Source organism: Capnocytophaga sp. oral taxon 864, assembly GCF_002998835.1.
GTDB lineage: Bacteria > Bacteroidota > Bacteroidia > Flavobacteriales > Flavobacteriaceae > Capnocytophaga > Capnocytophaga ochracea.
In genome coordinates this window covers 2,193,493-2,215,796 of record NZ_CP027232.1, presented here as the reverse complement: position 1 = coordinate 2,215,796, position 22,304 = coordinate 2,193,493, and the positions used below count along the sequence as shown (strand labels likewise).

Genomic DNA, 22,304 nt, shown 5'->3' with positions numbered 1-22,304 from the left:
AGATGAAATAAGAAAAAGACAGTTAAAAATTAATAAAACAAATATATGAAAAAAGTAATGCTTTTGGGGCTCTTAACAATGGGCTCTTTTACTCTGAACAGTTGCGACGAATTGCAACAAGTTATGGGCAACACTACCCAAGGCGGTAGCGGATTTAATGTAGCCAGCGGACTCAAACAAGCCCTTGAAATGGGGGTAAGTAGTGGGGTGGATTTACTGAGCAAAGACGGTGGTTATTTTAAAGACCAAGCGGTGCGCATTCTCTTACCCGAAGAACTCCAGAAGGTAGATAAAACTTTGCGTTCGGTGGGGTTAGGTTCTTTGGCTGACCAAGGGCTAAAAGTACTAAACGAAGCAGCTGAAAATGCTGTAAGCCAGGCGAAGCCTATCTTTTTATCGGCGATACGAAATATGACCTTCACCGATGCGATGAACATCTTAAAAGGTGACAATACCGCAGCGACTACCTACCTAAAAAACAGCACTTATAGTTCTTTGGAGACTGCTTTTGCTCCCAAAGTGCAAGCCTCACTTAGTGAAGTAGGTGCCGATAAGGTATGGGAGAACATTATCAATAAGTATAACCAAATACCTTTGGTAAAGCCCGTTGAACCGAACCTTACTAAATACGTTACCCAACAGGCTATCAATGGGTTATTTGTGAAGGTGGGCGATAAGGAGAAGGAAATACGCACGAACATAGCGGCGCGCACTACCCCTCTACTAAAATCGGTGTTTGCGATGCAGGATAATAAATAATAGCAAATCCCTTTCTCACAGAGAAAGGGATTTTTCGTTGTTTAACTATTAACGTAGCACGTGCGAGCTGTACGGACTGTTAAATTCGTGAGTTCAATATAAGAAAAGTGTAGCTTACGCTACAGAAATTTTACAAATCTTAAAAAAAATCAAACAAATAGGTAGCAAGCTACCTTTAGACACATACTCTGCTATGCCAGCTCGCAGACTACACACACATTACACGAATTGCTCAGCTAAAGCTGAGGAATTTTCACGGAATAGTAACAGAAAGACAATTGTAAATTAATGTTGCATATATCGAGCTGACGTTAAATTAGCAAATTGCGAGCCACACAGGCAGTTGTAGCACGACAGGCAATAATAATAATCCCTGTGTAGTATATAAGTACCGCACGGAGAGTTTTATTCCTACTGTTTCTCTTTGGCAATCCTGATTTTGCGTAACCATAAACCGACACCAAGATACAACAGACAAGGAATAATCCCTGAAACGGGTGAAATGAGTATATCTTTACCCGTCTCAATGAAAATATGCTTGTCGTACATCAAGCTGTAGATGGTAGTATCCTCAATAGCGTGCATCCACACCCCAGGCCAGATAGAGCCCGTAAGGCGGAAAATCTCGGTATACATTACCGTCCACAAGGTGCAGCTCACTAATGCCAACACGCAAAAGGTTACTTTGTCGTAAGGGAATAAAGCAAATAGGCGTTCGGGTTTTATGAAGTAGAAAAAGTAAGGCCAATGCCACGAACACCACACTACCCCCACAATGAGGTAGAGCCATATATCTTTCAGCTTCAAACTGAGCAAACGAGCGGTGAGGTACCCCCGCCACGACGATTCTTCAAAGAAATTCTTTACAAATTCCGCTAATACAAAAATACCAAAACCCGCGAAGTAGTTTGTCCAATGGATTTGCACTTTCAGCCACCCAAAAAGTTCTCCAATAAGCAGGATAAGGGCAATCACCGTAGGATAAATAAGCGTAGCCACCCCATACCACCGCAGGTTTTTCTTGATAAATGGGCGCAGTCCTGCATCGCGCCAACCATCGCCCATAAAGGCGCGCAACACGAGCCAAGTCAGCACTGGGGCAGCTATAAAAATACCCATTCCTTTAGTACCATTGCTGGTATTGCTGAAATCGCCTGCTGTTTCCCCCGTAAGGGAATCTACCCATACGCCTACCCAGCCACAACTGAGGGCAACGAGAATAAAAATGCATACATTTATCTTCTTGTTCTTTGTCATAATAGAAGAAGTTTTGAAAGTACAAAGATAAGAAAAAATAGCAAATTAGTAAATTTACAAATGTGCTAATTAATATGTTAGCCTTCAGTGGCTCTACAGTGGGTCTACAGTGGGTCTACAGTGGGTCTACACCGAACAATAATAGGTATTAAACTGAATAGCAGACGAATACATTTGCTACTTCATTTAATATCTTATAGCTTTGCACCACTAATCGACAAATTGACATATTGGTTAATTGATAAATTATACTTATCTTTGCACTTCACATAAAAAGCATTAGTAGTTTGTACTAATGACTAAAAACTAACATCTAATATCTTACATTATGAGTTTTTTAAAAAAACTTTTCAATTTACATCAGGGGGAAGAGAAAAAGGAAAAAGTAATTGAAGATATCCTTAGCAATATCTCTTTTCGTGGCGCTAATCTATGGATTTTGGCTTGTGCTATCCTCATTGCTTCTATTGGGTTAAACGTGAATTCTACTGCTGTAATCATTGGAGCGATGCTTATTTCTCCTTTGATGGGACCTATCGTGGGGGCAGGATTTGCATTGGCTACTTATGATTTCGACCTGTTGAAGAAAACTGGCAAGAGTTTGCTCATCGCTACTGTGGTGAGTCTTATAGTATCGTTTATCTACTTCTATATCAGTCCGTTTAAAGATGTACAGTCAGAGCTTTTGGCGCGTACTTCGCCTACCATTTACGATGTGCTTATCGCCTTTGTAGGTGGGTTGGTAGGAGCTATCTCCCTCACCCGTCAAGACAGAGGGAACCCTATACCAGGGGTGGCAATTGCTACCGCTTTGATGCCACCGCTTTGTACAGCTGGATTTGGCTTGGCTACGGGCAATATTAGTTTTTTTTTAGGAGCTTTCTATCTATATAGCATCAACTGTTTCTTCATTGGGATTGCTACTTTCCTCATCATCAAATACCTGAAATACACTCCTAAAAACACGGGTAACGAAGCGCTCAACAAGCGTTTGCGCGTTGTTATCACCACATTGGTAATCCTCATTGTTACCCCTAGTTTGTATTTGGCATATAGCCTTTTGAAAGAGAAGGAATTCCACGAGAATGTATCTCATTATATCACTGCCGAGTTTGAAAACAGCGGTTATACCATTATTTACAAGAAAATACACTACAATGCCTCGCCTAAAACCATTGAATTGGCTTTTTTAGACAAGAAATTTACTGATGAAGAAGTAAAAACACTACAAAGCAACCTCAAAAACTTCAAATTAGTCAATACCGAACTCATCATTAGGCAAAAAGAGTCGGATATTGACAAAGAGATGCTATCGGAAATCAACAAAAACAAGGCGTCGCTCTCTAATAAAGACATAAAGATAAATCAGCTAAAAGAAGAGTTGGCGCAATACAAATATACTGACCCGACTTTTGCCAAAGAAATAAAAGTATTGTTCCCTAATATTGAGAGTTTTTATTTTGGGAAACTGACAGATTTTTCGGGAAAAGGCAACTCTTCTCTCACTACGGTGATGCTCTACACACCTAAAAAAGAAACTGTGAAAGGCAAAGAGGTCGCCAAAGAAGTGGATCGCCAAAAGTTGCAACAATGGCTCGCTGAGAAGTTTGGCGATAAGAAAGTGATTTGCAGATTAGCAGATTAGGGAATTAGAAAATTAGCATATTAGAAAATGAAATCCCCGTGGTGTAAGCTGTACGAACGTTAAATTAACGTGAGTCCGACGTAAGAAAGGTGTAGCTTACGCTACAGAAATCTTATAAATCTTTAAAATCAAACAAATAGGTAGCAAGTTGCCTTTAGACACATACTCTGCTATGCCAGCTCGCAGACTACACACAGATTACACCGATAGTCTTTCAATTGACAATTGATAATTGATAATTGATAATTGACAAATGTGATGGGTACGAATTAGTAGCTTTGCTATTGGATTTACACAGATTGTAATACAAACATAGGCGTGACTTTGGTAGTTTTAAAAACTTTTAGATGGCTTTTGGTAAAGCAGTGACTAACTAATTTCTTTAACGCAATAGACTGGGATAAAGTAATGATGCTTTATAGCCAGCGCTGAATAAGTAGTATAAATTATAACAACATTTCCTGCAATGCCTTCGGCATTGCAGGAAACTGCTTTCTTTGTAGAAAAAGAAAATTACTTTGTTATAAAAGGATTATTGTTTATCTCATTCTGAGGTATAGGGAATGTCAATTCTGGTGAGTCATAATTAAAAGTTTCATTAGCTCTTTCAAAATGATTTGCCCCTCTGGTTACACTTCTTTTATTGCGTTTAAGTGAAAGATAGGATTTCCCTTCCCCCCATAACTCAATACGAGTATTGAGATAGATATCATCTAACAATTGTGAATTTGTTAAGGTATCTACATAGGCAATATCAGTAGCTGCGGTAGCTTCAGGATAACGTAAAGTTAAAAGTTTTTTATAAATAGTTTTTGCTTCGCTATCGCGGTTTAGCTTTGTTAAGGCTTCAGCTGCCAATAAGTAAAACTCATCTACACGCATAAAGATATAATCAGTAAGAACGTCTCTTTGTCCTGCTACTTTTCTTTCAGGAGCAAAAAACTTACCTGTAGGACGATTCTTTTCATCAAATTGTTTTTTACGAATATCATTGGGTCTTATCTGTGACAATAGATTACTGTCTATTCCTTTGATACTTCCTACTGCCATATAGCTATAAGTAAACAAGTCCATATGCCCCCACCAAGAAATTAAGTCTAAGCCATTTTCAGCAATGATATCAAAGCCCCACAGCCAACTTGCTGTATTGAGATCATTAAAACCACCCCCTTTTTTAGTAGTTTCATCATAAACAGTTTGTTCACGAGTGGTAAGCGGGTAGCCACTATTATTTACAATATCTAAAGCTAAATCGGCTACTTTTTGAGTTTCACCCATTGCTCCATATACATAAGCTAATAATCCTTCGGCTACATACTTATCTACCATACCTTTGTTAGCACGGGTAAAACCTTCTAAGTTAGCAACCGCAAATTCTAAATCTTGTACCATCAGCGCATATATTTCTGATTGTTTAGCTTTCCCTTTGGCTACGATATCCGCTTTGGTATACAGAGGAATAGAATTGGTATCAGAATCGGGCTCATACTTAGTGGTAAAAAGTTGCATTAAGTAAAAATAAGCATAAGCTCGCATAGCACGTACTTGTGCTAAAATATATTTCTCTTCATCATTTTGAGGAGAAGAAAGTTGTGCTATACTTTTATTGGCTTCATATATCATTCTGTAATAATAACGCCAAGGCTCATACAAGAAGAAACTAGTGTAATCATTAGAATTTTTTAAATTAGCAGTTCTTTGATACCAGCCATATTTAGGCTGAATCATTGCCATATCACCTGAAAGCATATCCATACAGATATCATAACTTTTTTGACCATAGTCATCTTGTTGATCGGTTCCTCCTGTTCCCGTTTTTATCATCATCAAGTACATACCATTAAGCCTTGTTTGAGCAGGGGCATCAGGGAGTGTTTCGGTAGGACTGGTATTTAAAAAGTCCTTTTGGCAGGCAGTAAACATAAGTACTACCAAACATAATATACTGAGTGTTATATTTTTTTTCATAGTAAACTAAAATTTAAAAAGTTGCTCTTACGCCTAAAGTAAAAGTTGATAAAGGAGAATAACGATAGACACTTGAAGTTCCTGTTTCAGAAGTAGTGGGATTAAAGCCTTTACGAGTTGTTTTAATCCACAGATTATCTCCTGTGAGAGTAAAGGTTAATCCTTCAAAGCCTATCCCGTTACAAACATCTTTAGGTAAATCATATCCTAAAGTAACATTATTGAGCACTAAATAATCAGATTTAGTTAAAAAGCGTGTAGAACGGCTATTGAAATTAGAATCATTACCATATTGAGCAGAAAGACGCGGAACATCGGTTATATCTCCCGGTTTTTTCCAACGGTTTTCAATATCTTTATGCCAATTATTGGTTCCTATTTGTCCATTATGCATTAAATTAGCATAAGCAGCATCGTAAGCATATCCTCCTAAGCTGTATAAAAACTGTGTACTTAGTGAAATCCCCTTGTAGCCAGCCCTTAGTGTAACAGCTCCCCGTACATCAGGGATAGCTGATTTTCCCACAAATTTTTGAGTAGCCTTAGTATAGTCTTCAGTAATTGTTTCGTACACTGGAGTATCAGGATTTGCCTGTTGGAACTCATATAAAGATAAAATTTGTTCACCATCATCATATTTTTTATTATTATTTTTATCTTGATAGTGCATAGTCCATTGTCCTGCTCCTGTTTGGCTATTAACTCCCCTCCATTCACGCAAATAGTAATCAAACAATGAGTGATCTTTGGCTCTGGCATAATTGGTAGATGTAAGGTCAATTACTTTGGGAGCATTAGTAGAATAATCAAAAGGCATACGAGTGAGTTTGTTTTTGAGTATTTCGCCATTTACTCCTACATCTAAACGGAAATCACCTTTGTTTACAAGATGAGCCATTACATTAAACTCAAAACCTTGATTGATAAGTAATCCATCATTTACTTTATTGATACCATTACCTGTAGAAGGAGCTAAACGACTATCGAAAATAAGGTCAGAAGTAGTTCGATGATAATAATCTACTTGTACATCAATTGCTCTTGATTTTAATAAAGTAAATTCTGTTCCTACTTGAAATATTTTTGTTTTTTCCCAAGTAAGGTCAGGATAGCCTATTTTGTTAAATACAGCTGCAGGCAACCCCATAAAGTTACCTAAGTCGTATACATCATAACCTGGATAATATCCTGTATTAAGTTCTTCTGCTCTTTCTCCAGAGACTACCGATTGGTCACCTACCGTACCGTAACTTGTTTTGAGCTTGAGATAAGGTAGCCATTGTTTATTTTTCAAAAAGTTTTCTTTACTGGCTACCCAGCCTAAACCAGCAGACAGGAAAGTACCCCATTTGTTATTTAAGAAACGTGAGGAACCATCACGACGGGCAGAGGTAGAAAGCAGGTATTTACCATCATAATCATACAAAAACTGACCAAAATAACTTTCTAACCGATAATTATAGACATAAGAACCCAACCCTGTCATTTTGGTAGCATTATTCAATTCTGAACCATTGGGGTCTATTAAGCCACTTTTAGACGCTTCTAATGTTTTATAGTCATATGTTGTGCTCTCGTGAGCTACAAAAGCTTGTACATTATGGTTTCCAAACTGTTCCGTATAACGTAACAATTGTAGAAAAGTGTAGTTTAAAAAGTCTCTTCTTTCTTTATATAAAGCTCCGTAAGTTGATTTAGCTGAACCATAATAAGGATTGGTATAGTTATCATAGCTATTATTGTAATATTGCCCTCCTAAGCGAGTTTCGAAGCTCAAGCCTTTTACAATATCTGCTCTTAGGAAAAAGTTTGCATTCAATTCATTACGAGTTCTATTTCTTTTATCATAAGTAGCTTGCCCGATAGCATTGGTAAGAGCTCCAAATCCTCTACCATTCTCACTATCACCAAAATCATACTGATAGCCTCCATAGTATGGATTTTTTATTTTATTGCCATTAGCATCACGCAAAAACAACGGATAAATAGGAGGAATATTATCAGTAAACCAAAAAATACTATTGGAGTCTTCTGTTTGACCATTCGCTTTGGTTTGTGTATGAGAATAACCTAAGTTAAAATCACCTTTTAACCAAGGTTTTGCTTGATAAGAAACATTTAAACGTCCTGTATAACGTTCAAAACCGGAGTTTACTATATAACCATCGTCTTTAAGATAGCCAATACCCGCATAATAGGTAGTCTTACCGCTACCTCCACTCATATTTACATTGTATTCAGAACGAACAGAAGTTTGATAAGCATAATCTGTCCAATTTTCAGGGTCATAACGGCGTGTTACTCCCTCGCGTATCTTTCCTGTGTTAGGATCTATTAAGTTTGAACCTGTAGTATTCCATATGTTATAATCAGGGCTAATACCTATTCCTCCAAAAAGATTTTTATTGGCATAATCTTCAGGGCTGGCGTATTTAGCAGCGAATCCTGTAGGGTTTTTTGCTTGTGTAAGAGCACCTCTGTAGAGTAATGATTCCCAACTTATTTCCATATAGCGTTCAGGGCTATTGATAGTTTCGTAACGAGGTAATAAACGCATATTGAAACCTATTTTTGATTCTATTTGGATTCGAGATTTTTCTACACGTCCTTTTTTAGTGGTGATAAGTACCACCCCATTAGCTCCACGTGAACCATATACCGAAGTAGAAGTAGCATCTTTGAGTATTACCATACTCTCAATATCATCAGGATTAATAGAGGATATATATCCATCAAAAGGCACCCCATCTAACACATATAGAGGGTCGCGGTTACCGTTTACCGAACCGAACCCACGAACACGAATAGTAGCCACAGTACCGGGTTGTCCTGAGGAGTTAATCACGCGTACACCTGCTGCCTCACCTGTCAAGGCTTGTGAAACGTTAGAAACGCTTTTTTTCTTTAAAGCTTCTTTATCAATAGATGAAGCAGAACCTACGTATTGGTCTTTCTTTACGGATACGTAGCCTACTACTTCTACCTCGTCAATCACTTGGGCTTCTTCTTGCATTACTACATCAATGCGACCTGAAGGGCCTACTTTGTGATTTTGGGTTTTCATTCCTAAGAATGAGAACTCTAAGGTCTTACCTGGAGCAACCTTGATGCTATAACGACCATTAAAGTCGGTTTGAACACCGTGTTGTTCTCCTTTTACTACTACAGCTACGCCCATCATTTCAGTTCCACTAGCATCGCGTACTGTTCCTGTCACTTCTCGTTCCTGCGCCCACGAGAAGCCTTGCACTATTAGTATTAAAAATAGTGCGAAAGATACTTTGTTTAATCTCATCTTCTATAACATTATTTTATAAACTGGTGCAAAGGTAGAAAAGTTTTCTGTTAAGTTCCAAATTTATCCTTAACAAATTTACTCATTTTGCTTGTAAAAAATAGATGAGAAAAAAATCATAAAAACGCGATTTCTTTGCGTTTTTTGCAATAAAATAGGCATTTCTTTGATGAAAACGCAAAGAAATGCCTATTATGCACTGTTTTTATGCAAAATTATTTTAGTAAAAAAACAGTGTTTTTGTTACAAAATAACCAATAGAATGTTACAAATATCACAATGAGAAAATGAGGTGCGATCCGCACAGGCAGGGGAAAAAATGAGAGAATGAGAGAATGAGAAAATGAGAGAATGAGAAAATGAGAGAATGAGAAAATGAGAGAATGAGAAATGAGAGAATGAGAGAATGAGAAAATGAGAGAATGAGAAAATGAGAGAATGAGAAAATGAGAGAATGAGAGAATGAGAGAATGAGAGAATGAGAGAATGAGAGAATGAGAGAATGAGAGAATGAGAGAATGAGAGAATGAGAGAATGAGAGAATGAGAGAATGAGAAAATGAGAGAATGAGAAAATGAGAGAATGAGAAAATGAGAGAATGAGAAAATGAGAGAATGAGAAAATGAGAGAATGAGAAAATGAGAAAATGAGAAAATGAGAGAATGAGAGAATGAGAAAATGAGAGAATGAGAGAATGAGAAAATGAGAGAATGAGAAAATGAGAGAATGAGAAAATGAGAGAATGAGAAAATGAGAGAATGAGAAAATGAGAGAATGAGAAAATGAGAGAATGAGAAAATGAGAGAATGAGAGAATGAGAGAATGAGAGAATGAGAGAATGAGAGAATGAGAGAATGAGAGAATGAGAGAATAAGAGAATGAGAAAATGAGAGAATGAGAAAATGAGAGAATGAGAAAATGAGAGAATGAGAAAATGAGAAAATGAGAGAATGAGAGAATGAGAAAATGAGAGAATGAGAAAATGAGAGAATGAGAAAATGAGAGAATGAGAAAATGAGAGAATGAGAAAATGAGAAAATGAGAGAATGAGAAAATGAGAAAATGAGAAAATGAGAAAATGAGAGAATGAGAAAATGAGAGAATGAGAAAATGAGAAAATGAGAAAATGAGAGAATGAGAAAATGAGAGAATGAGGAAATGTGGAGGATTGAGGAGTTCGAAAGATAACGGAGGAGAATAGAAGGGGATTGAGAAGAGTTTTGATGAAAAAAGGGTATTAGGTGGGTGGGGTTAGCTTATAGAGAGCTTATAGGATGCTTATACGAATCTTGGACGATTGGTATAGGAAGGGTATATAAGTTGTTGATTCATACTATAATACAACAAGACTAAAAATGTTAAAAAAGGGGTTTCGAGGCGAAAGAAAGAAGAAGAGGTAATAGGCCTTAGGCCATAGGCACTAGGGGGAGTATGACGGAAAAAAGAAGTAATGACAAATGAACGAGAGGCGAATGACGAGGGGCGAGTGACGAAAAAAGGGGAGAGAAATTAGAGAATTAGCAAATTGGGAAATTAGTAAATTAGTATGGGTTGTTGGAGAAAAATGGATAGGCTGGGGAGAAGTTCTGGAAGAGAGGGGCTGGGGGTTTAAATTTTGGCAAAGTGTGTGACGCAAAAGTGACTTTTCAGAGGGTTGTTCGATTATAACTATGTAGTTTTGGGCTTTTTGCAAGATGATGTTTGTTAGGAAAATTGGTTATTGACAAAATATTCGTATCTTTGCCCCTTATAAAGTATTAGCTAATAAAAAGAAGAATGAACAGACAGGAGATTATAGACCTTACTACTCGTATTTTTGTTGAGGAATTTGAAGTAGAAGCCAGTGTGATTGCCCCTGAGGCAAACTTCCGCGAATCGTTAGGATTAGATAGCCTTGATTATGTGGATTTGGTGGTGCTGATTGAACAAGAATTTGGTGTAAAATTGGTAGAAGCCGATTTTAAGCCTATCGTAACCTTCAACGACTTTTATACTACCCTAGAAAATAAAGTGAATGCACGCTAACGAACAAGCCAAAACGAAATGGCAGGGCAAATCTAAGGGTACTGTATTAGGCTATCGTATCTTTGTGTGGCTGATGAAACACTTGGGTATTTATGCTGCTTATACCTTGCTCATCTTTGTAGCGTTCTATTACTTTTTGTTTGAGTGGCGCTCCAATGGCTATATGTATTACTATTTCCGTCACCGCTTGGGGTATTCGCCTCTGAGAGCGGTAGTGAACTTGTACTTAAATTATTTTACTTTCGGGCAAACTATTATTGATAAGATTGCTATCTTGGCAGGCTTGGAAGAGAAATTTACTTATGAGTTTGATGGAGTAGAAAGCTTACATAAACTATTAGACGAACAACAGAGCGGGATACTTATTTCCGCACACATAGGCAACTTTGAAATTGCTGAACCTTTTTTCAGGAAAATAGATATTGATTTGAAAATAAGCACCGTAACTACTGATATGGAACACTCGGTAATCAAGGAGTATTTGGAGTCGATTTCTAAAAATAAGCCCTCGAATCAGTTTATCTATGTGAAGGAAGATATGTCGCATATCTTCAAAATCAACGATGCTATTGGCGACAACAAGATAGTGTGTTTCACGGGAGACCGATATTTTGAGGGCGTGCGTTCGCTCAAAGGAACGCTGTTGGGCGCAGAAGCTACCTTCCCCGCAGGTCCTTTCTTTATAGCCTCGCGCTTGAAAGTGCCGGTGCTTTTCGTTTATGTGATGAAGGAAAGTAGGTTACATTACCACCTCTACGCCCAAGTAGCTGAGGTGAAAAGTCGCGATGCCCAAGCATTGCTCGATGCCTATACCGAAAATATGGAGCAGATGCTACGAAAGTACCCACTACAATGGTTTAACTATTTTAACTTTTGGGATGAACAATGAAACGCATATTGGTAGTATATTACACCCAATCGGGGCAACTCAAAGAGATTATCGATAGTGTACTATCCCCACTCACGGAGGTAACTATCGACTTTTTGCCTATTGATACGGCAGAACCTTTTCCTTTTCCGTGGACAGGCGAGGCGTTTTTTGGAGCTTTCCCAGAGTCGTATTTGCAAATTCCTCTGCCCTTAAAGCCTTTTCAGCTGGCACATACCGATTATGATTTGGTGATATTAGGCTACCAAGTGTGGTATTTGTCGCCTTCTATTCCGTTTAATTCCTTTTTGCAGAGTGAAGCAGGTAAGCAACTGTTACAAGGCAAACCTGTAATTACTGTGTCGGGCACACGCAATATGTGGGTGATGGCGCACCAGAAAGTAAAAAAACTCTTAACCGAGTGTGGAGCGCAGTTAGTGGGCAATATTGCCCTTACCGACCGTCATCATAACCATATCAGCGTAATTACCATTGTACAGTGGCTCTTTTCGGGCGATAAGAACAAACGCTATCTCGGTGTGTTCCCCAAAGCAGGTGTTGCTGATAAAGATGTACAAGGTGCGAGTGTATACGGCTCTCTCATTGCCCCTCACCTGCAAACCGGTGATTACACAGGATTGCAACAAGAAATAGTAGCCCACGGAGGTGTGCATTACAAGCGTTTTCTCCTTTCAGCAGAGAAGAAAGGCAACCGTCTTTTCGGCATTTGGGCAAAGATGATTTACGGGAGTAAGAAGCGTAAATTCCTGCTGAAATGCTTCCGTATCTATCTGTATATCGCTATTTGGGTGCTGATGCCCATAGTATGGTTGCTGTATTGGCTCACCTATCCATTGTTCTTTTGGAAAGTAGAGAGGGACAAGAAAAAATTTACAATTGATAATTTACAATTGATAATTAAAGAATATGGAATATATAGAATTTGAAAATGAGTTTAAAGCCTTTATGAAAAAAGAAGGTTTAAAAGCTCATTATATTAGTTGGTTGCGTTTTATAGCCAAAGAGGGAATTAGAATCGGAAGAGATATGGATGATAATGATACTATTATAAATCATCTTGAAAAGAATAAATCGAAGAGAAGTATATATCTAAATGAAAACAATAATGATTATTCTGATTTTAAAGCTGCTCTCAATAAGTACAGAAAGTTTATTGCTACGAAATCTGATTTAATTGCTACGAAATCTGATTTAATTGATGATATAGAAGCAATTATAAAAGATGAAATTATTCCTAAAACAGAGAAAAAGCGGTTAATATCTGCAAGAATAGGTCAAGGGAATTATAGGGAAGAATTAATAAATCTTTGGAAGAAATGTGCTGTTTCTAAATGTGAAATGACAGATGTATTAATAGCATCACACATAAAACCTTGGAGAAAATCTACTAATAAAGAAAGATTAGACCGTTATAATGGACTCTTGCTATTACCTAACTATGATAAATTATTTGATAAAGGGCTTATTTCTTTTGAAGATAATGGCAAAATAATTATTTCTCCTCTTATAAAAGAAGAAGAGTATAAAGTTTTAGGTATTAGTCCTAATGATGAACTCTTTAAGGTTTATGATGAAAACAAACCTTACTTAGAAGAACATAGAAGAATAGTATTTCATCAGGAGTAATATAGTCTATTTTTGATAAACATATACAAAGAAAATAATAAAATGGAACAACAAAATATTTCTGAAAATAAGAATCTGCAATTCGGACCGCACAAAGACCTATTAACAGTCGATATGCTACTGAACGGTTACGAGAGTTACGGTATTGGATGGCTACAACAAACAATGGACGGGCTCTTGGCGGCGAGACGTTCAAAAGAATTTATGAATTCTTTAACAACAGAACAAGCAAAAGATTATATGGAACAACAAGCAAAGAGGTCTGGAACTTTGTAGTAGTTGTTTTCAATAACAACCTATTACCTGAATAATATGAACGTTTATATAACAAAAGCAAGTAAATATTTACCTAACAATCCCATTGGCAATGAGCAAATGGAGACTTTCTTAGGTCTCATAAACCAGAATGCCTCTAAAGCACGACGCCTCGTGCTCCGCAATAATGGTATTCTCAGCCGTTACTATGCTCTCGATGAGCAAGGTAACCCTACACATAACAATGCCCAGCTTACGGCTTTGGCAGTACAAAACCTATTGGACGGCGAAGTGCCTTGGGATACTATCGAGGTGCTCTCTTGTGGTACCTCTACCCCCGATGTGCTCTTGCCCTCGCACACTTCTATGGTGCACGGACTCTTGGGCGGACACTCAGTAGAACTGAATGCCTCTTCAGGGGTGTGTAACTCAGGAATGAATGCCCTTAAATTTGGGTACTTATCAGTAAAGGCAGGTAATAGTGTCAATGCAGTATGCACAGGCTCTGAACGTGTATCAGCTTGGTTGCGTGCCGATAAATACGAAAACGAAGTACAACTCTTAGCCGAATTGGAAGCACACCCTGCTATCGCCTTTAAAAAAGATTTCTTGCGCTTTATGCTCTCCGATGGGGCAGGGGCTTTTCTGTTAGAAAACGAACCGCGTGAAGGTGCTTTGCAAATAGAGTGGATGGACGCTTATTCGTATGCTCACGAGCTCGAAGCGTGTATGTATGCCGGTGGCGACAAGCTCCCCGATGGTAGCCTCAAGGCTTGGAGTGAATACCCTGCCGAAGCGTGGCTCAATGAATCTATTTTTGCTATCAAGCAAGATGTGAAGCTACTCAATGAGAATATTTTACTAAAAGGCGCTGAAAGTATGCGCGCTACCTTAGATAAACACCAACTATCGGCAGATGATATTACCTATTTCTTGCCTCATATCTCGTCTTGTTATTTCAAAGAACGCTTGTATGAAGCCCTCAAAACAGTAGGTATCGACCTTCCGTTAGAACGTTGGTTTATCAACCTCCCCGAAGTAGGCAATGTAGGTTCTGCTTCTGCTTATTTGATGTTAGAAGCCTTGATGCACTCAGGCAAACTCAAAACGGGCGATACTGTGTTGCTATCAGTGCCCGAGAGCGGTAGATTCTCCTATTCTTATGCTTTTTTAAAGATTGTTTAACTATGGTTTTACCAATTACAGATAAAAATAAAATTCTTACTCTTATACCCCAGCGCACTCCCATTGTAATGGTAGATGCTCTTTGGGAGTATACCCCCAGCGAGGGTGTGGCAGGGCTCACCATTGTCCCCAGCAACCTCTTTGTACAGCAAGGGATATTCTTAGAAAGTGGACTTATAGAGCACATCGCCCAAAGTATTGCCTTGCACAAAGGTTATTACTACTATCTCAACGGAAAACCTGCTCCTATGGGGTATATAGGAGCGATTAAAAACATAGAAATACAATCGCTACCCAAAGTAGGCGATACGCTCAAAACACACATCACTATCCAGCAAGAGTTTATGGACGTTACCCTCGTAACAATGCAAACCTTTGTAGGTGATACCCTCATCGCCCAAGGCGAAATGAAGACCGTACTTGCCCCTAATCCCTGAACCCTGACACCTGAATATGAACATATCAATCCACAAATACCTCCCCCACCGTCCGCCGATGCAAATGGTAGATACCATTACCGACATCAGTAATAAACACGTAGTTACTGAGTTTGAGGTGAAGCCTACTTGCATATTTGTGGAAGAGGGGAAGTTTGCCGAAGTAGGACTCATTGAGAATATGGCGCAAACCTGTTCGGCAATTGTGGGGCAGTTTCTCTTTGGTATAGAAGACACATCGAACTATGTGATAGGTTACATCAGTGCAATTAAGAAATTGGAACTCTTCGCCTTGCCTAAGGTACAAGAGGTGGTGCGCACCGAAGCCGAATTGCTTTCTCGTTTCGATACCGATGAGTATTACATCTGCTCGATGCGCTGTAATGCCTTTGTAGGAGATATTCTTATGGCAACTGCTGAAATGAACTTAGTAATTAAAAACCTAACGGAATGAAAGAAACCGAACTACCTCAGGAAAAAGGTGCCTTACAGGACTTTACAGAACTGTGCTATGTAACCGATGACGAAGGTAACTACACCACTCTATCCAGTTGGGGCTGGGAGGTGAAGAGCATTGCCTTAGAAGCCTCGCTCAGCCGTTTGCAAGAGCAGATTGACGAAGCAAAAGCCGATGTGCTTGCAGGACACAAAAGCCCCATAGTGTATTATATGCTCCTCAACCGTATGGATTGGGCTGTCCTCACCGATGCTATGCACCGCTGGCAATGGGTTATCAAGCGTCACGCCAAACCTTCGGTATTCAAAAAACTATCTTCTAAAACGCTACAAAAATATGCTGAGGTGTTCGGCATCACTGTGGAAGAACTGTGCGAGTTAAACAAATAAAAGTCCTTTACTCATTTAGAGTAAAGGACTTTGTTCTATTACTTTTCATACTGTAATAGACTGTGTGGCTTACGCTATTTCAAGTAATTTATTGTTTGGTATAGCTTCCTTCAACACGACCATTATGAGTTACTCTTATCTTGTTACCTCCTTCTTTTTCGAATACAAAAACTTGTTCAGAGGAACCGATTTTATAGCTAACCTTATAAGTATTATTTGTTTTCAGGTCTTTTATATTAGTAACCGGCAGATTCTTTTCCTTAAAACAGTTCGTATTACCTAAGGTTATTTGGCAAAAGTCATCGGTTTTAAAGGCATAACCGAACTGCTTGTTATTGGTCGTCCAAGAGCCTTGAATCCACTTTGGAGGCATAAATCTTGCTGTAGAGATGTCCCCTTCTTCTGTACCATTGGCGTTGTCTTTTCCGCAAGCAACCATTCCTACAAAGGCTACTAATAATAGAATTGCTTTTCTCATTTTATATTGCTTTTTTAAATTATTATTGGTGCAAATATACAACTACTTTTTTTGATTACAAAATTTTTGCTAACTTCTCTTCCATATAAATAGCTACTTCCTCCGTCGATAGTTTTCGCAACTGCTCAGGTTGGTAAGTCTTATACTGGGGTGTGACCAATAAAGGCTCTGACAGCAGGCTACGCTTTTGCTTATTCTTCTTCAAATAACTCTTCAATCCCGATAAAGAAGGAAAGATTTTGTATTGTTTTCTGCCTCTATTATCTTCTATTTCGTAAATACCACAGGCTTGCTTCCATATTACCTCAGCAACACGCAAATATAAGGTAGCAATAGCAAGAGTTTTAAAAGGGAAGAGAGCACGGAACTTCCCCTTATCATCTACATCAGCACAGATACATCTGCCACAAGTACTACAAATATACTGCCTGTGGTGTAGCAAGCACTCTTTGGGGTTTAACAAAGGCGTGATACGACTATCTATCGCATAACACTCAGGACAAGCTTCTTTCATTGTGCTATTATTTTAAAATCTGATATAAACTGCTTATATAGCTCACGCCATTTCAAGTAATTGACTAATTTCCTCAGCGTGTGTACGACAGTAGTACATCACAAAAGCAATGTAAGGCACAAAGAGAACGATGCTCCACAGTAAACCCTGTGCAAACGCTTTGTAATCACCAATGCGATAGAGCACATAGCCCGCCCAAATCAGGTTGAGTGTCATTGTAATATGTGACATTTGAGCAAAGATGTTAGCACCACTCCACGTAAAAGTAAAGAGCCCCATCGTACCAAAATAGTACATTGGCAGGAAGGCAAGCGGAAGCCAAACAGTCTTTTTAGTCACCGAAAAGACGATAAGGCAACCTAAATACACCAAGCTACTAGGAGAACAAGCGTTGTAAGCCAACCATTGCACAAAGTTTACTTTCAGAGTAAAAAAGAAGTAACCACTCCCTGAAAGCGTAAGCAATAATAAGACAATCGCCAAAGCGATACCTGTGATTTTTTCTGTTTTTGTAAGATTCATAATGTTAGAATTTAGAAGTTAGGAAATTGCCCGTGCAGTTTGCACTGGGATATATATCTCAGTTTTCAGTTTTTCTTCGGGGGTACGACGGCAGTCGTTGAGGTATTTCTCGAACATAGGTTCATCGCGCACTTCGTATTCACTATCTACCACCCAGCGCATAGCAGCATCGTAGACGGCTGAGAGCTGAGTATAACTACCTTGATAGAAAAAGATTGCATATTTGCCTCCTGCTAAGGTTTTGCAACTCACTTCACCTGAGGGTTTAGCCGGCTTGTGAATAGCCAAACTCACCTCGGAACGTTGCAAAGAGGCTTCGGTAATTTTAGGGTCGTCATACGAAACGCATATCGACTCAATGCCTTTGGTAAAGAGTTTTTGCGATTTTACAACGCCCCATAATTGTTCGTAAGCTTTGTTGTAGTTAAGTGTACCATATTCTCCTGTAAGAGCTACGTAAATAAGACTTTTGGGCTCAAGCTCTACTATCTTTGGAGCTTTAAGCACTACTTCTGGATTGTTTATTTCTTTCTTCATAATATAAATATCTCTGTTTGTTCTATACTGAGTGGGGGTAATACCATATTGATTTTTAAACGCTTTGGAAAGAGAGGCGGGCGTTTCATACCCTATATTAAAAGCTATTTCTTCTACCGAAAGCGTTGAATAGCGTAACAGCTGAGCTGCCGTTTCTATGCGCAAACGAGCAATAAAGGCAATGGGCGATTCTCCTTTAAGCGCTTTAAAGATGCGACAAAAATGAAAATCAGATAAGTTAGCCACATTGGCGAGTGTTTTTATCTTTATAGAAGTATCAAGATGACCATTGATATATTCCGCCACTTTGTTGATACGCTGAGTGTAATCGTTATGAGTAATGGATTTCATACAGATTTATTTTGAATTTCTGGGGCAAAGATACGGCACTTCCCCAAAGTAGTCTTTTCCTATCTTGCTAATTTTACCCTGTAAGTTCATCTTTCCGTCGACACATTCCCCTTTTTCCGTCGCTACATTCCCCTTTTTTCGCCACTCGCTCCTCGTCATTCGCCTCTCGTTCATTCGTCATCACTTCTTTTTTCCGTCACACTCCCCCTAGTGTCTATGGCCTAAGGCCTATCACCTATTCCTCTTTCTTTCGCCTCGAAACCCCATTTTTAACATTTTTAGCCTTGTTGTATCACAATATGAATCAATAACTTATATACCCTTTCTATACCAATCGTCCAAGATTCGTATAAGCTTCCTATAAGCTCTCTATAAGCTACCCCCACCCTTCTCATAGCCTTTTTTCACCAAAACCTCTCCCTTCCCTCTTCTGAACTTCTCCGTTTCCTTCCGAATCTCCATAACAGCCCTAACACATCGCTTTTTCATCTCAAACTTTGGCAAAGTTTAAAACTTTGCCAAAGTTGAATAAACTAACAATCCCTATTTCCTCATTTCCCCATTTTCTCATTTCCCAATCTCCCCTTCACACAAATATTTCTCCTCTTTTTATTCGTATTTCATAATTATTTCTTATCTTTGCCCCATCTATTCCTCATATCCTAACATCTAATTATTAAAACATTATGAAAAAAACACTTTTTTCAGTGCTCTCACTGATGGCGTTTAGCCCTCTGTTATGGGCACAAGAAACTGAAATGATTACCCATCCACAAAGCCAATACCAAAAGGCAGTGGAACTCTACAATCGCAAGCTCTATCAGCCTGCACAGAACTTGTTCCGAAAAGAACAAACCTCCAATCCCGATAGAGCTATCCAAACCCAAAGTGAATACTACGTAGCCACTATTGCCGCTATCCTCAATCAAGACGGAGCCGATGCGCTGGTGAATAACTTTATCGTCAATCACCCCGACTCTCCTCTGAGCTCCGAAGCCTATTTGCAAATGGCTAATATCTATTATCAGCAGGGCAACTACGAAGATGCGCTCGCTTGGTACGAGGCTATCGACGACCAAAGCATAAGCAGTAGCGATAAAGCTAAATACAACTTCCAAAAAGGTTTTTGCCTCTTCCAAACCGGCAAACAAGCCGAATCCAAACCTTATTTCGAGTCGGTACAAAACACCAAAGAATACGGTGCCAATGCCAAGTATTACTTAGGATATATCGCCTATGATAAAGACGATTATTCTAAGGCTGAAAGCTACTTCCGCGAGGTACAAGAAGAAGATGCTTCACTCACCAAAAACGTGTCTTACTTCCAAGCCAATATGTACTTCAAACAAGCTCTTTATCAAGAAGCTATCACCGAAGGACAGAAACAGCTCGCTAAAACCAAAAATGCTCAAGAAGTATCTGAGCTCAATAAGATTATAGGCGAAAGCTACTTCAACCTCAAAAAATACAAAGAAGCAATCCCTTACTTACAAAACTATAAAGGTAAAAAAGGTAGGTTCTCCAATACCGATTATTACTATATCGGATACGCTTATTACAAAAATAACGATTATAAAGCGGCTATCGAGCAGTTTAACAAAATCGTAGGCGGAAACGATAGCGTCGCTCAAAATGCGTATTATCATTTAGCCGAATGCTATTTGAAAACCAACCAAAAACAAGAGGCTCTCAACGCTTTTCGCAATGCCTCTCAAATGGATTTCGATAAGCAAATTAAAAAAGATGCTCATCTGAACTACGCCCGCCTCAGTTATGAAATCGGTAACCCTTACGAGAGTGTCCCCAATGTGCTACAAGCATACGCTTCGGCTTATCCTAACGACCATAAGGACGAAATACAGTCTCTCTTAGTCGACTCTTATATTTCATCTGGTAACTATCAAGCCGCTATCAGTCTGCTCGAAAAGTCTAACGACCCTAAGGACAAAGAAACCTATAAAAAAGTGGCCTTCTATCGCGGGTTAGAGCTTTTTAATGAATTGCAATACAACGAGGCGTTAAAATATTTGCAGAAAGCCATCGGTGGTAATTCTGCACTTGCAGCTCGCGCTACCTATTGGGCTGGTGAAACTGCTTATCAGCTGAAAGATTACAAAGGTGCCGAATCCTATTTTACTCAGTTTCTCCATAATTCATCAGCTCCTAAAACCGAAGAGTATGCCAAAGGCTTCTACGGTTTAGCTTATGCTAATTTCAATCAAAAAAACTATGCAGGTGCTATCGCTAATTTCGAGAAGTACCTCAAACAAAACCCTAAGAACAGTAGTTGGAAGCACGACGCTATACTCCGTCTCGCCGATTCTTACTTCGTAACAGGTAAATACTGGCCTGCAATGGAAGGGTATAACAAACTCATCGAAGCTAAATCAGCCGACCAAGATTATGCCGCCTACCAAAAGGCTATTAGTTATGGGTTCGTAGACCGCCTCAATAGCAAAATTGAAGACTTAGAGCGTTTCGTTAAGAACTACAAAAGCTCTAATCTGCGCCCTAATGCTTTGTTTGAATTAGGGAATGCTTATGTAACCAAAGGAAATACTCAAAAGGGATTACAGTACTATCAGCAACTCGCCAAAGAGTATAAAGGCAATGTACTCGTACCTCGTGCAATGCTCCGCGAAGGTTTAGTGTATTATAATAGGAACGAAAACCAAAAAGCCTTAACGCTTTTCCAAACTATCGCGAAAGACTATCCTAATACCAACGAAGCCTCACAAGCGGTAGCTTCCGCAAAACTCATCTATGTAGATATGGGTAACGTAAACGAATACGCATCGTGGGCTAAAGGTTTGGGATATGTAGAGGTAACCGACCTCGAACTCGAAGGAGCTACTTATGAAGCTGCCGAACGACAATATATGCAAAACAATACCAAAGAGGCTATTTCAGGTTTTGAAAAATACCTTAAAGAGTTCCCTAATGGTATGCGTCGCACCAATGCCGAGTTTTACTTAGCACAAATGTATTTCAATAGTGGACAAAAGTCTAAAGCGCTTACGCATTACGAAAATGTAACCAAAAGCGGTTCTAATGAATACGGCGAGCAATCGCTTACTCGTGTGTGTCAAATCCTTCTTGAAGCAGGTAGCTACCTAAAAGCTAAACCTTATCTCGAAGACCTCGAACGAACCGCTACTATCGCACAGAACAAAACTTATGCACAAAGCAACCTAATGCGCGTGTGCTATAACGAAAAACTGTACGATAAAGCTATTGAATATGCCAATAAGGTATTAGAAGAAAAATCTATCGATACACGTATCAAGAACGATGCTTATATAGTGTTGGCTCGTGCTTATAGTCAAGCAGGAAATGAAACCCAAGCTCGCAAATATTACCAAGAGGTACAGAAAACCGCTACGGGTAGCCTCGCTGCCGAAGCCTTGTATTACGATGCTTATTTTAAGAATAAAGACGGTAACTACAAAGCCTCTAATGACGTAGTTCAAAAGATTGCTAAAGACTATGGCGGACACAAAGAGTTCGCTGCTAAGAGCCTTATCGTAATGGCTAAAAACTTCTACGGACTCAAAGACGCTTATCAAGCCTCTTACGTCTTAGAAAGTGTAATTAAAAACTTTAAAGAGTTTCCTGAAATAGTAGCCGAAGCCAAAAAAGAACTCGCAGTAGTAAAAGCCGAAGCCGCTAAAAGTAATTCATCAGTAAAATAATGGTTAATTAAATTATATAAGCG

Annotated in this window: 19 protein-coding genes; 12 read left to right on the top strand and 7 right to left on the bottom strand. The window is 38.9% G+C overall.

The window, feature by feature from the left end; all coding sequences use genetic code 11:
* The first annotated feature begins 45 nt into the window (after positions 1-45).
* Positions 46-759, top strand: a complete 714-nt coding sequence (locus C3V44_RS09975; protein WP_002673868.1) for a DUF4197 domain-containing protein — start codon at positions 46-48, stop codon at positions 757-759.
* Between the two features lie 411 nt (positions 760-1,170).
* On the opposite strand, the gene C3V44_RS09970 is transcribed toward C3V44_RS09975, so the two are convergent.
* A complete protein-coding gene (locus C3V44_RS09970; RefSeq protein WP_106096360.1) occupies positions 1,171-2,016 on the bottom strand; it encodes a CPBP family intramembrane glutamic endopeptidase in 846 nt (281 codons plus the stop codon).
* Between the two features lie 328 nt (positions 2,017-2,344).
* On the opposite strand from C3V44_RS09970, the gene C3V44_RS09965 reads away from it, so the two are divergent.
* Positions 2,345-3,661 (top strand): DUF389 domain-containing protein, encoded by a 1,317-nt coding sequence (locus C3V44_RS09965; RefSeq protein ID WP_106096359.1) that lies wholly within the window; start codon positions 2,345-2,347, stop codon positions 3,659-3,661.
* A 513-nt stretch (positions 3,662-4,174) separates the two neighbouring features.
* On the opposite strand, the gene C3V44_RS09960 is transcribed toward C3V44_RS09965, so the two are convergent.
* Positions 4,175-5,629 (bottom strand): RagB/SusD family nutrient uptake outer membrane protein, encoded by a 1,455-nt coding sequence (locus tag C3V44_RS09960; protein WP_106096358.1) that lies wholly within the window; start codon positions 5,627-5,629, stop codon positions 4,175-4,177.
* Between the two features lie 13 nt (positions 5,630-5,642).
* Complete coding sequence (locus tag C3V44_RS09955) at positions 5,643-8,924, bottom strand: SusC/RagA family TonB-linked outer membrane protein (RefSeq protein WP_106096357.1); 3,282 nt, start codon at positions 8,922-8,924, stop codon at positions 5,643-5,645.
* A gap of 1,776 nt (positions 8,925-10,700) precedes the next feature.
* Here C3V44_RS09955 and C3V44_RS09945 point away from each other — a divergent pair.
* The 9 genes from C3V44_RS09945 to C3V44_RS09905 are packed head-to-tail and all read left to right on the top strand — an operon-like array spanning position 10,701 to position 16,187.
* Complete coding sequence (locus C3V44_RS09945; RefSeq protein WP_009419675.1) at positions 10,701-10,949, top strand: phosphopantetheine-binding protein; 249 nt, start codon at positions 10,701-10,703, stop codon at positions 10,947-10,949.
* Positions 10,939-11,838: a lipid A biosynthesis acyltransferase gene (locus C3V44_RS09940; protein ID WP_106096356.1), complete on the top strand. Its 900-nt coding sequence runs from the start codon at positions 10,939-10,941 to the stop codon at positions 11,836-11,838. Before C3V44_RS09945 ends, C3V44_RS09940 begins: the two co-directional genes overlap by 11 nt.
* Positions 11,835-12,764 carry a hypothetical protein gene (locus tag C3V44_RS09935; RefSeq protein ID WP_106096355.1) on the top strand — a complete coding sequence of 310 codons (930 nt, stop codon included), beginning with the start codon at positions 11,835-11,837 and terminating at the stop codon, positions 12,762-12,764. The genes C3V44_RS09940 and C3V44_RS09935 overlap by 4 nt, the downstream gene beginning before the upstream one ends.
* Positions 12,745-13,464 carry an HNH endonuclease gene (locus tag C3V44_RS09930; RefSeq protein ID WP_106096354.1) on the top strand — a complete coding sequence of 240 codons (720 nt, stop codon included), beginning with the start codon at positions 12,745-12,747 and terminating at the stop codon, positions 13,462-13,464. The genes C3V44_RS09935 and C3V44_RS09930 overlap by 20 nt, the downstream gene beginning before the upstream one ends.
* A gap of 42 nt (positions 13,465-13,506) precedes the next feature.
* Positions 13,507-13,740, top strand: a complete 234-nt coding sequence (locus C3V44_RS09925; protein WP_009414400.1) for a hypothetical protein — start codon at positions 13,507-13,509, stop codon at positions 13,738-13,740.
* Positions 13,741-13,776: 36 nt separating this feature from the next.
* Entirely contained in the window at positions 13,777-14,904 is a 1,128-nt protein-coding gene (locus tag C3V44_RS09920) for a beta-ketoacyl-ACP synthase III (RefSeq protein ID WP_106096353.1), read from the top strand.
* Between the two features lie 2 nt (positions 14,905-14,906).
* Positions 14,907-15,341 (top strand): hypothetical protein, encoded by a 435-nt coding sequence (locus C3V44_RS09915; protein ID WP_106096352.1) that lies wholly within the window; start codon positions 14,907-14,909, stop codon positions 15,339-15,341.
* 16 nt (positions 15,342-15,357) lie between these two features.
* Positions 15,358-15,795 carry an acyl carrier protein gene (locus C3V44_RS09910; protein WP_106096351.1) on the top strand — a complete coding sequence of 146 codons (438 nt, stop codon included), beginning with the start codon at positions 15,358-15,360 and terminating at the stop codon, positions 15,793-15,795.
* The gene (locus C3V44_RS09905) at positions 15,792-16,187 is read left to right on the top strand and encodes a hypothetical protein (protein ID WP_106096350.1); all 396 of its coding nucleotides are present in this window, start codon (positions 15,792-15,794) and stop codon (positions 16,185-16,187) included. Before C3V44_RS09910 ends, C3V44_RS09905 begins: the two co-directional genes overlap by 4 nt.
* An 88-nt stretch (positions 16,188-16,275) precedes the next feature.
* Here the strand turns inward: C3V44_RS09905 and C3V44_RS09900 are convergent, their stop codons facing one another.
* From C3V44_RS09900 to C3V44_RS09885, 4 genes are read right to left on the bottom strand one after another with little or no spacing between them, the layout of a single operon-like run.
* Positions 16,276-16,665: a hypothetical protein gene (locus tag C3V44_RS09900; RefSeq protein ID WP_106096349.1), complete on the bottom strand. Its 390-nt coding sequence runs from the start codon at positions 16,663-16,665 to the stop codon at positions 16,276-16,278.
* Between the two features lie 55 nt (positions 16,666-16,720).
* Positions 16,721-17,179, bottom strand: coding sequence for a hypothetical protein (locus C3V44_RS09895; RefSeq protein WP_106096348.1), 459 nt, complete (start codon positions 17,177-17,179; stop codon positions 16,721-16,723).
* A 42-nt stretch (positions 17,180-17,221) separates the two neighbouring features.
* On the bottom strand, positions 17,222-17,701 hold the full coding sequence (locus tag C3V44_RS09890) for a hypothetical protein (RefSeq protein WP_106096347.1): 480 nt from the start codon (positions 17,699-17,701) through the stop codon (positions 17,222-17,224).
* 18 nt (positions 17,702-17,719) lie between these two features.
* Positions 17,720-18,589, bottom strand: coding sequence for a GyrI-like domain-containing protein (locus C3V44_RS09885; RefSeq protein ID WP_009410285.1), 870 nt, complete (start codon positions 18,587-18,589; stop codon positions 17,720-17,722).
* A gap of 686 nt (positions 18,590-19,275) precedes the next feature.
* On the opposite strand from C3V44_RS09885, the gene C3V44_RS09875 reads away from it, so the two are divergent.
* Positions 19,276-22,281 (top strand): tetratricopeptide repeat protein, encoded by a 3,006-nt coding sequence (locus tag C3V44_RS09875; RefSeq protein ID WP_106096345.1) that lies wholly within the window; start codon positions 19,276-19,278, stop codon positions 22,279-22,281.
* Positions 22,282-22,304 lie beyond the last annotated feature (23 nt).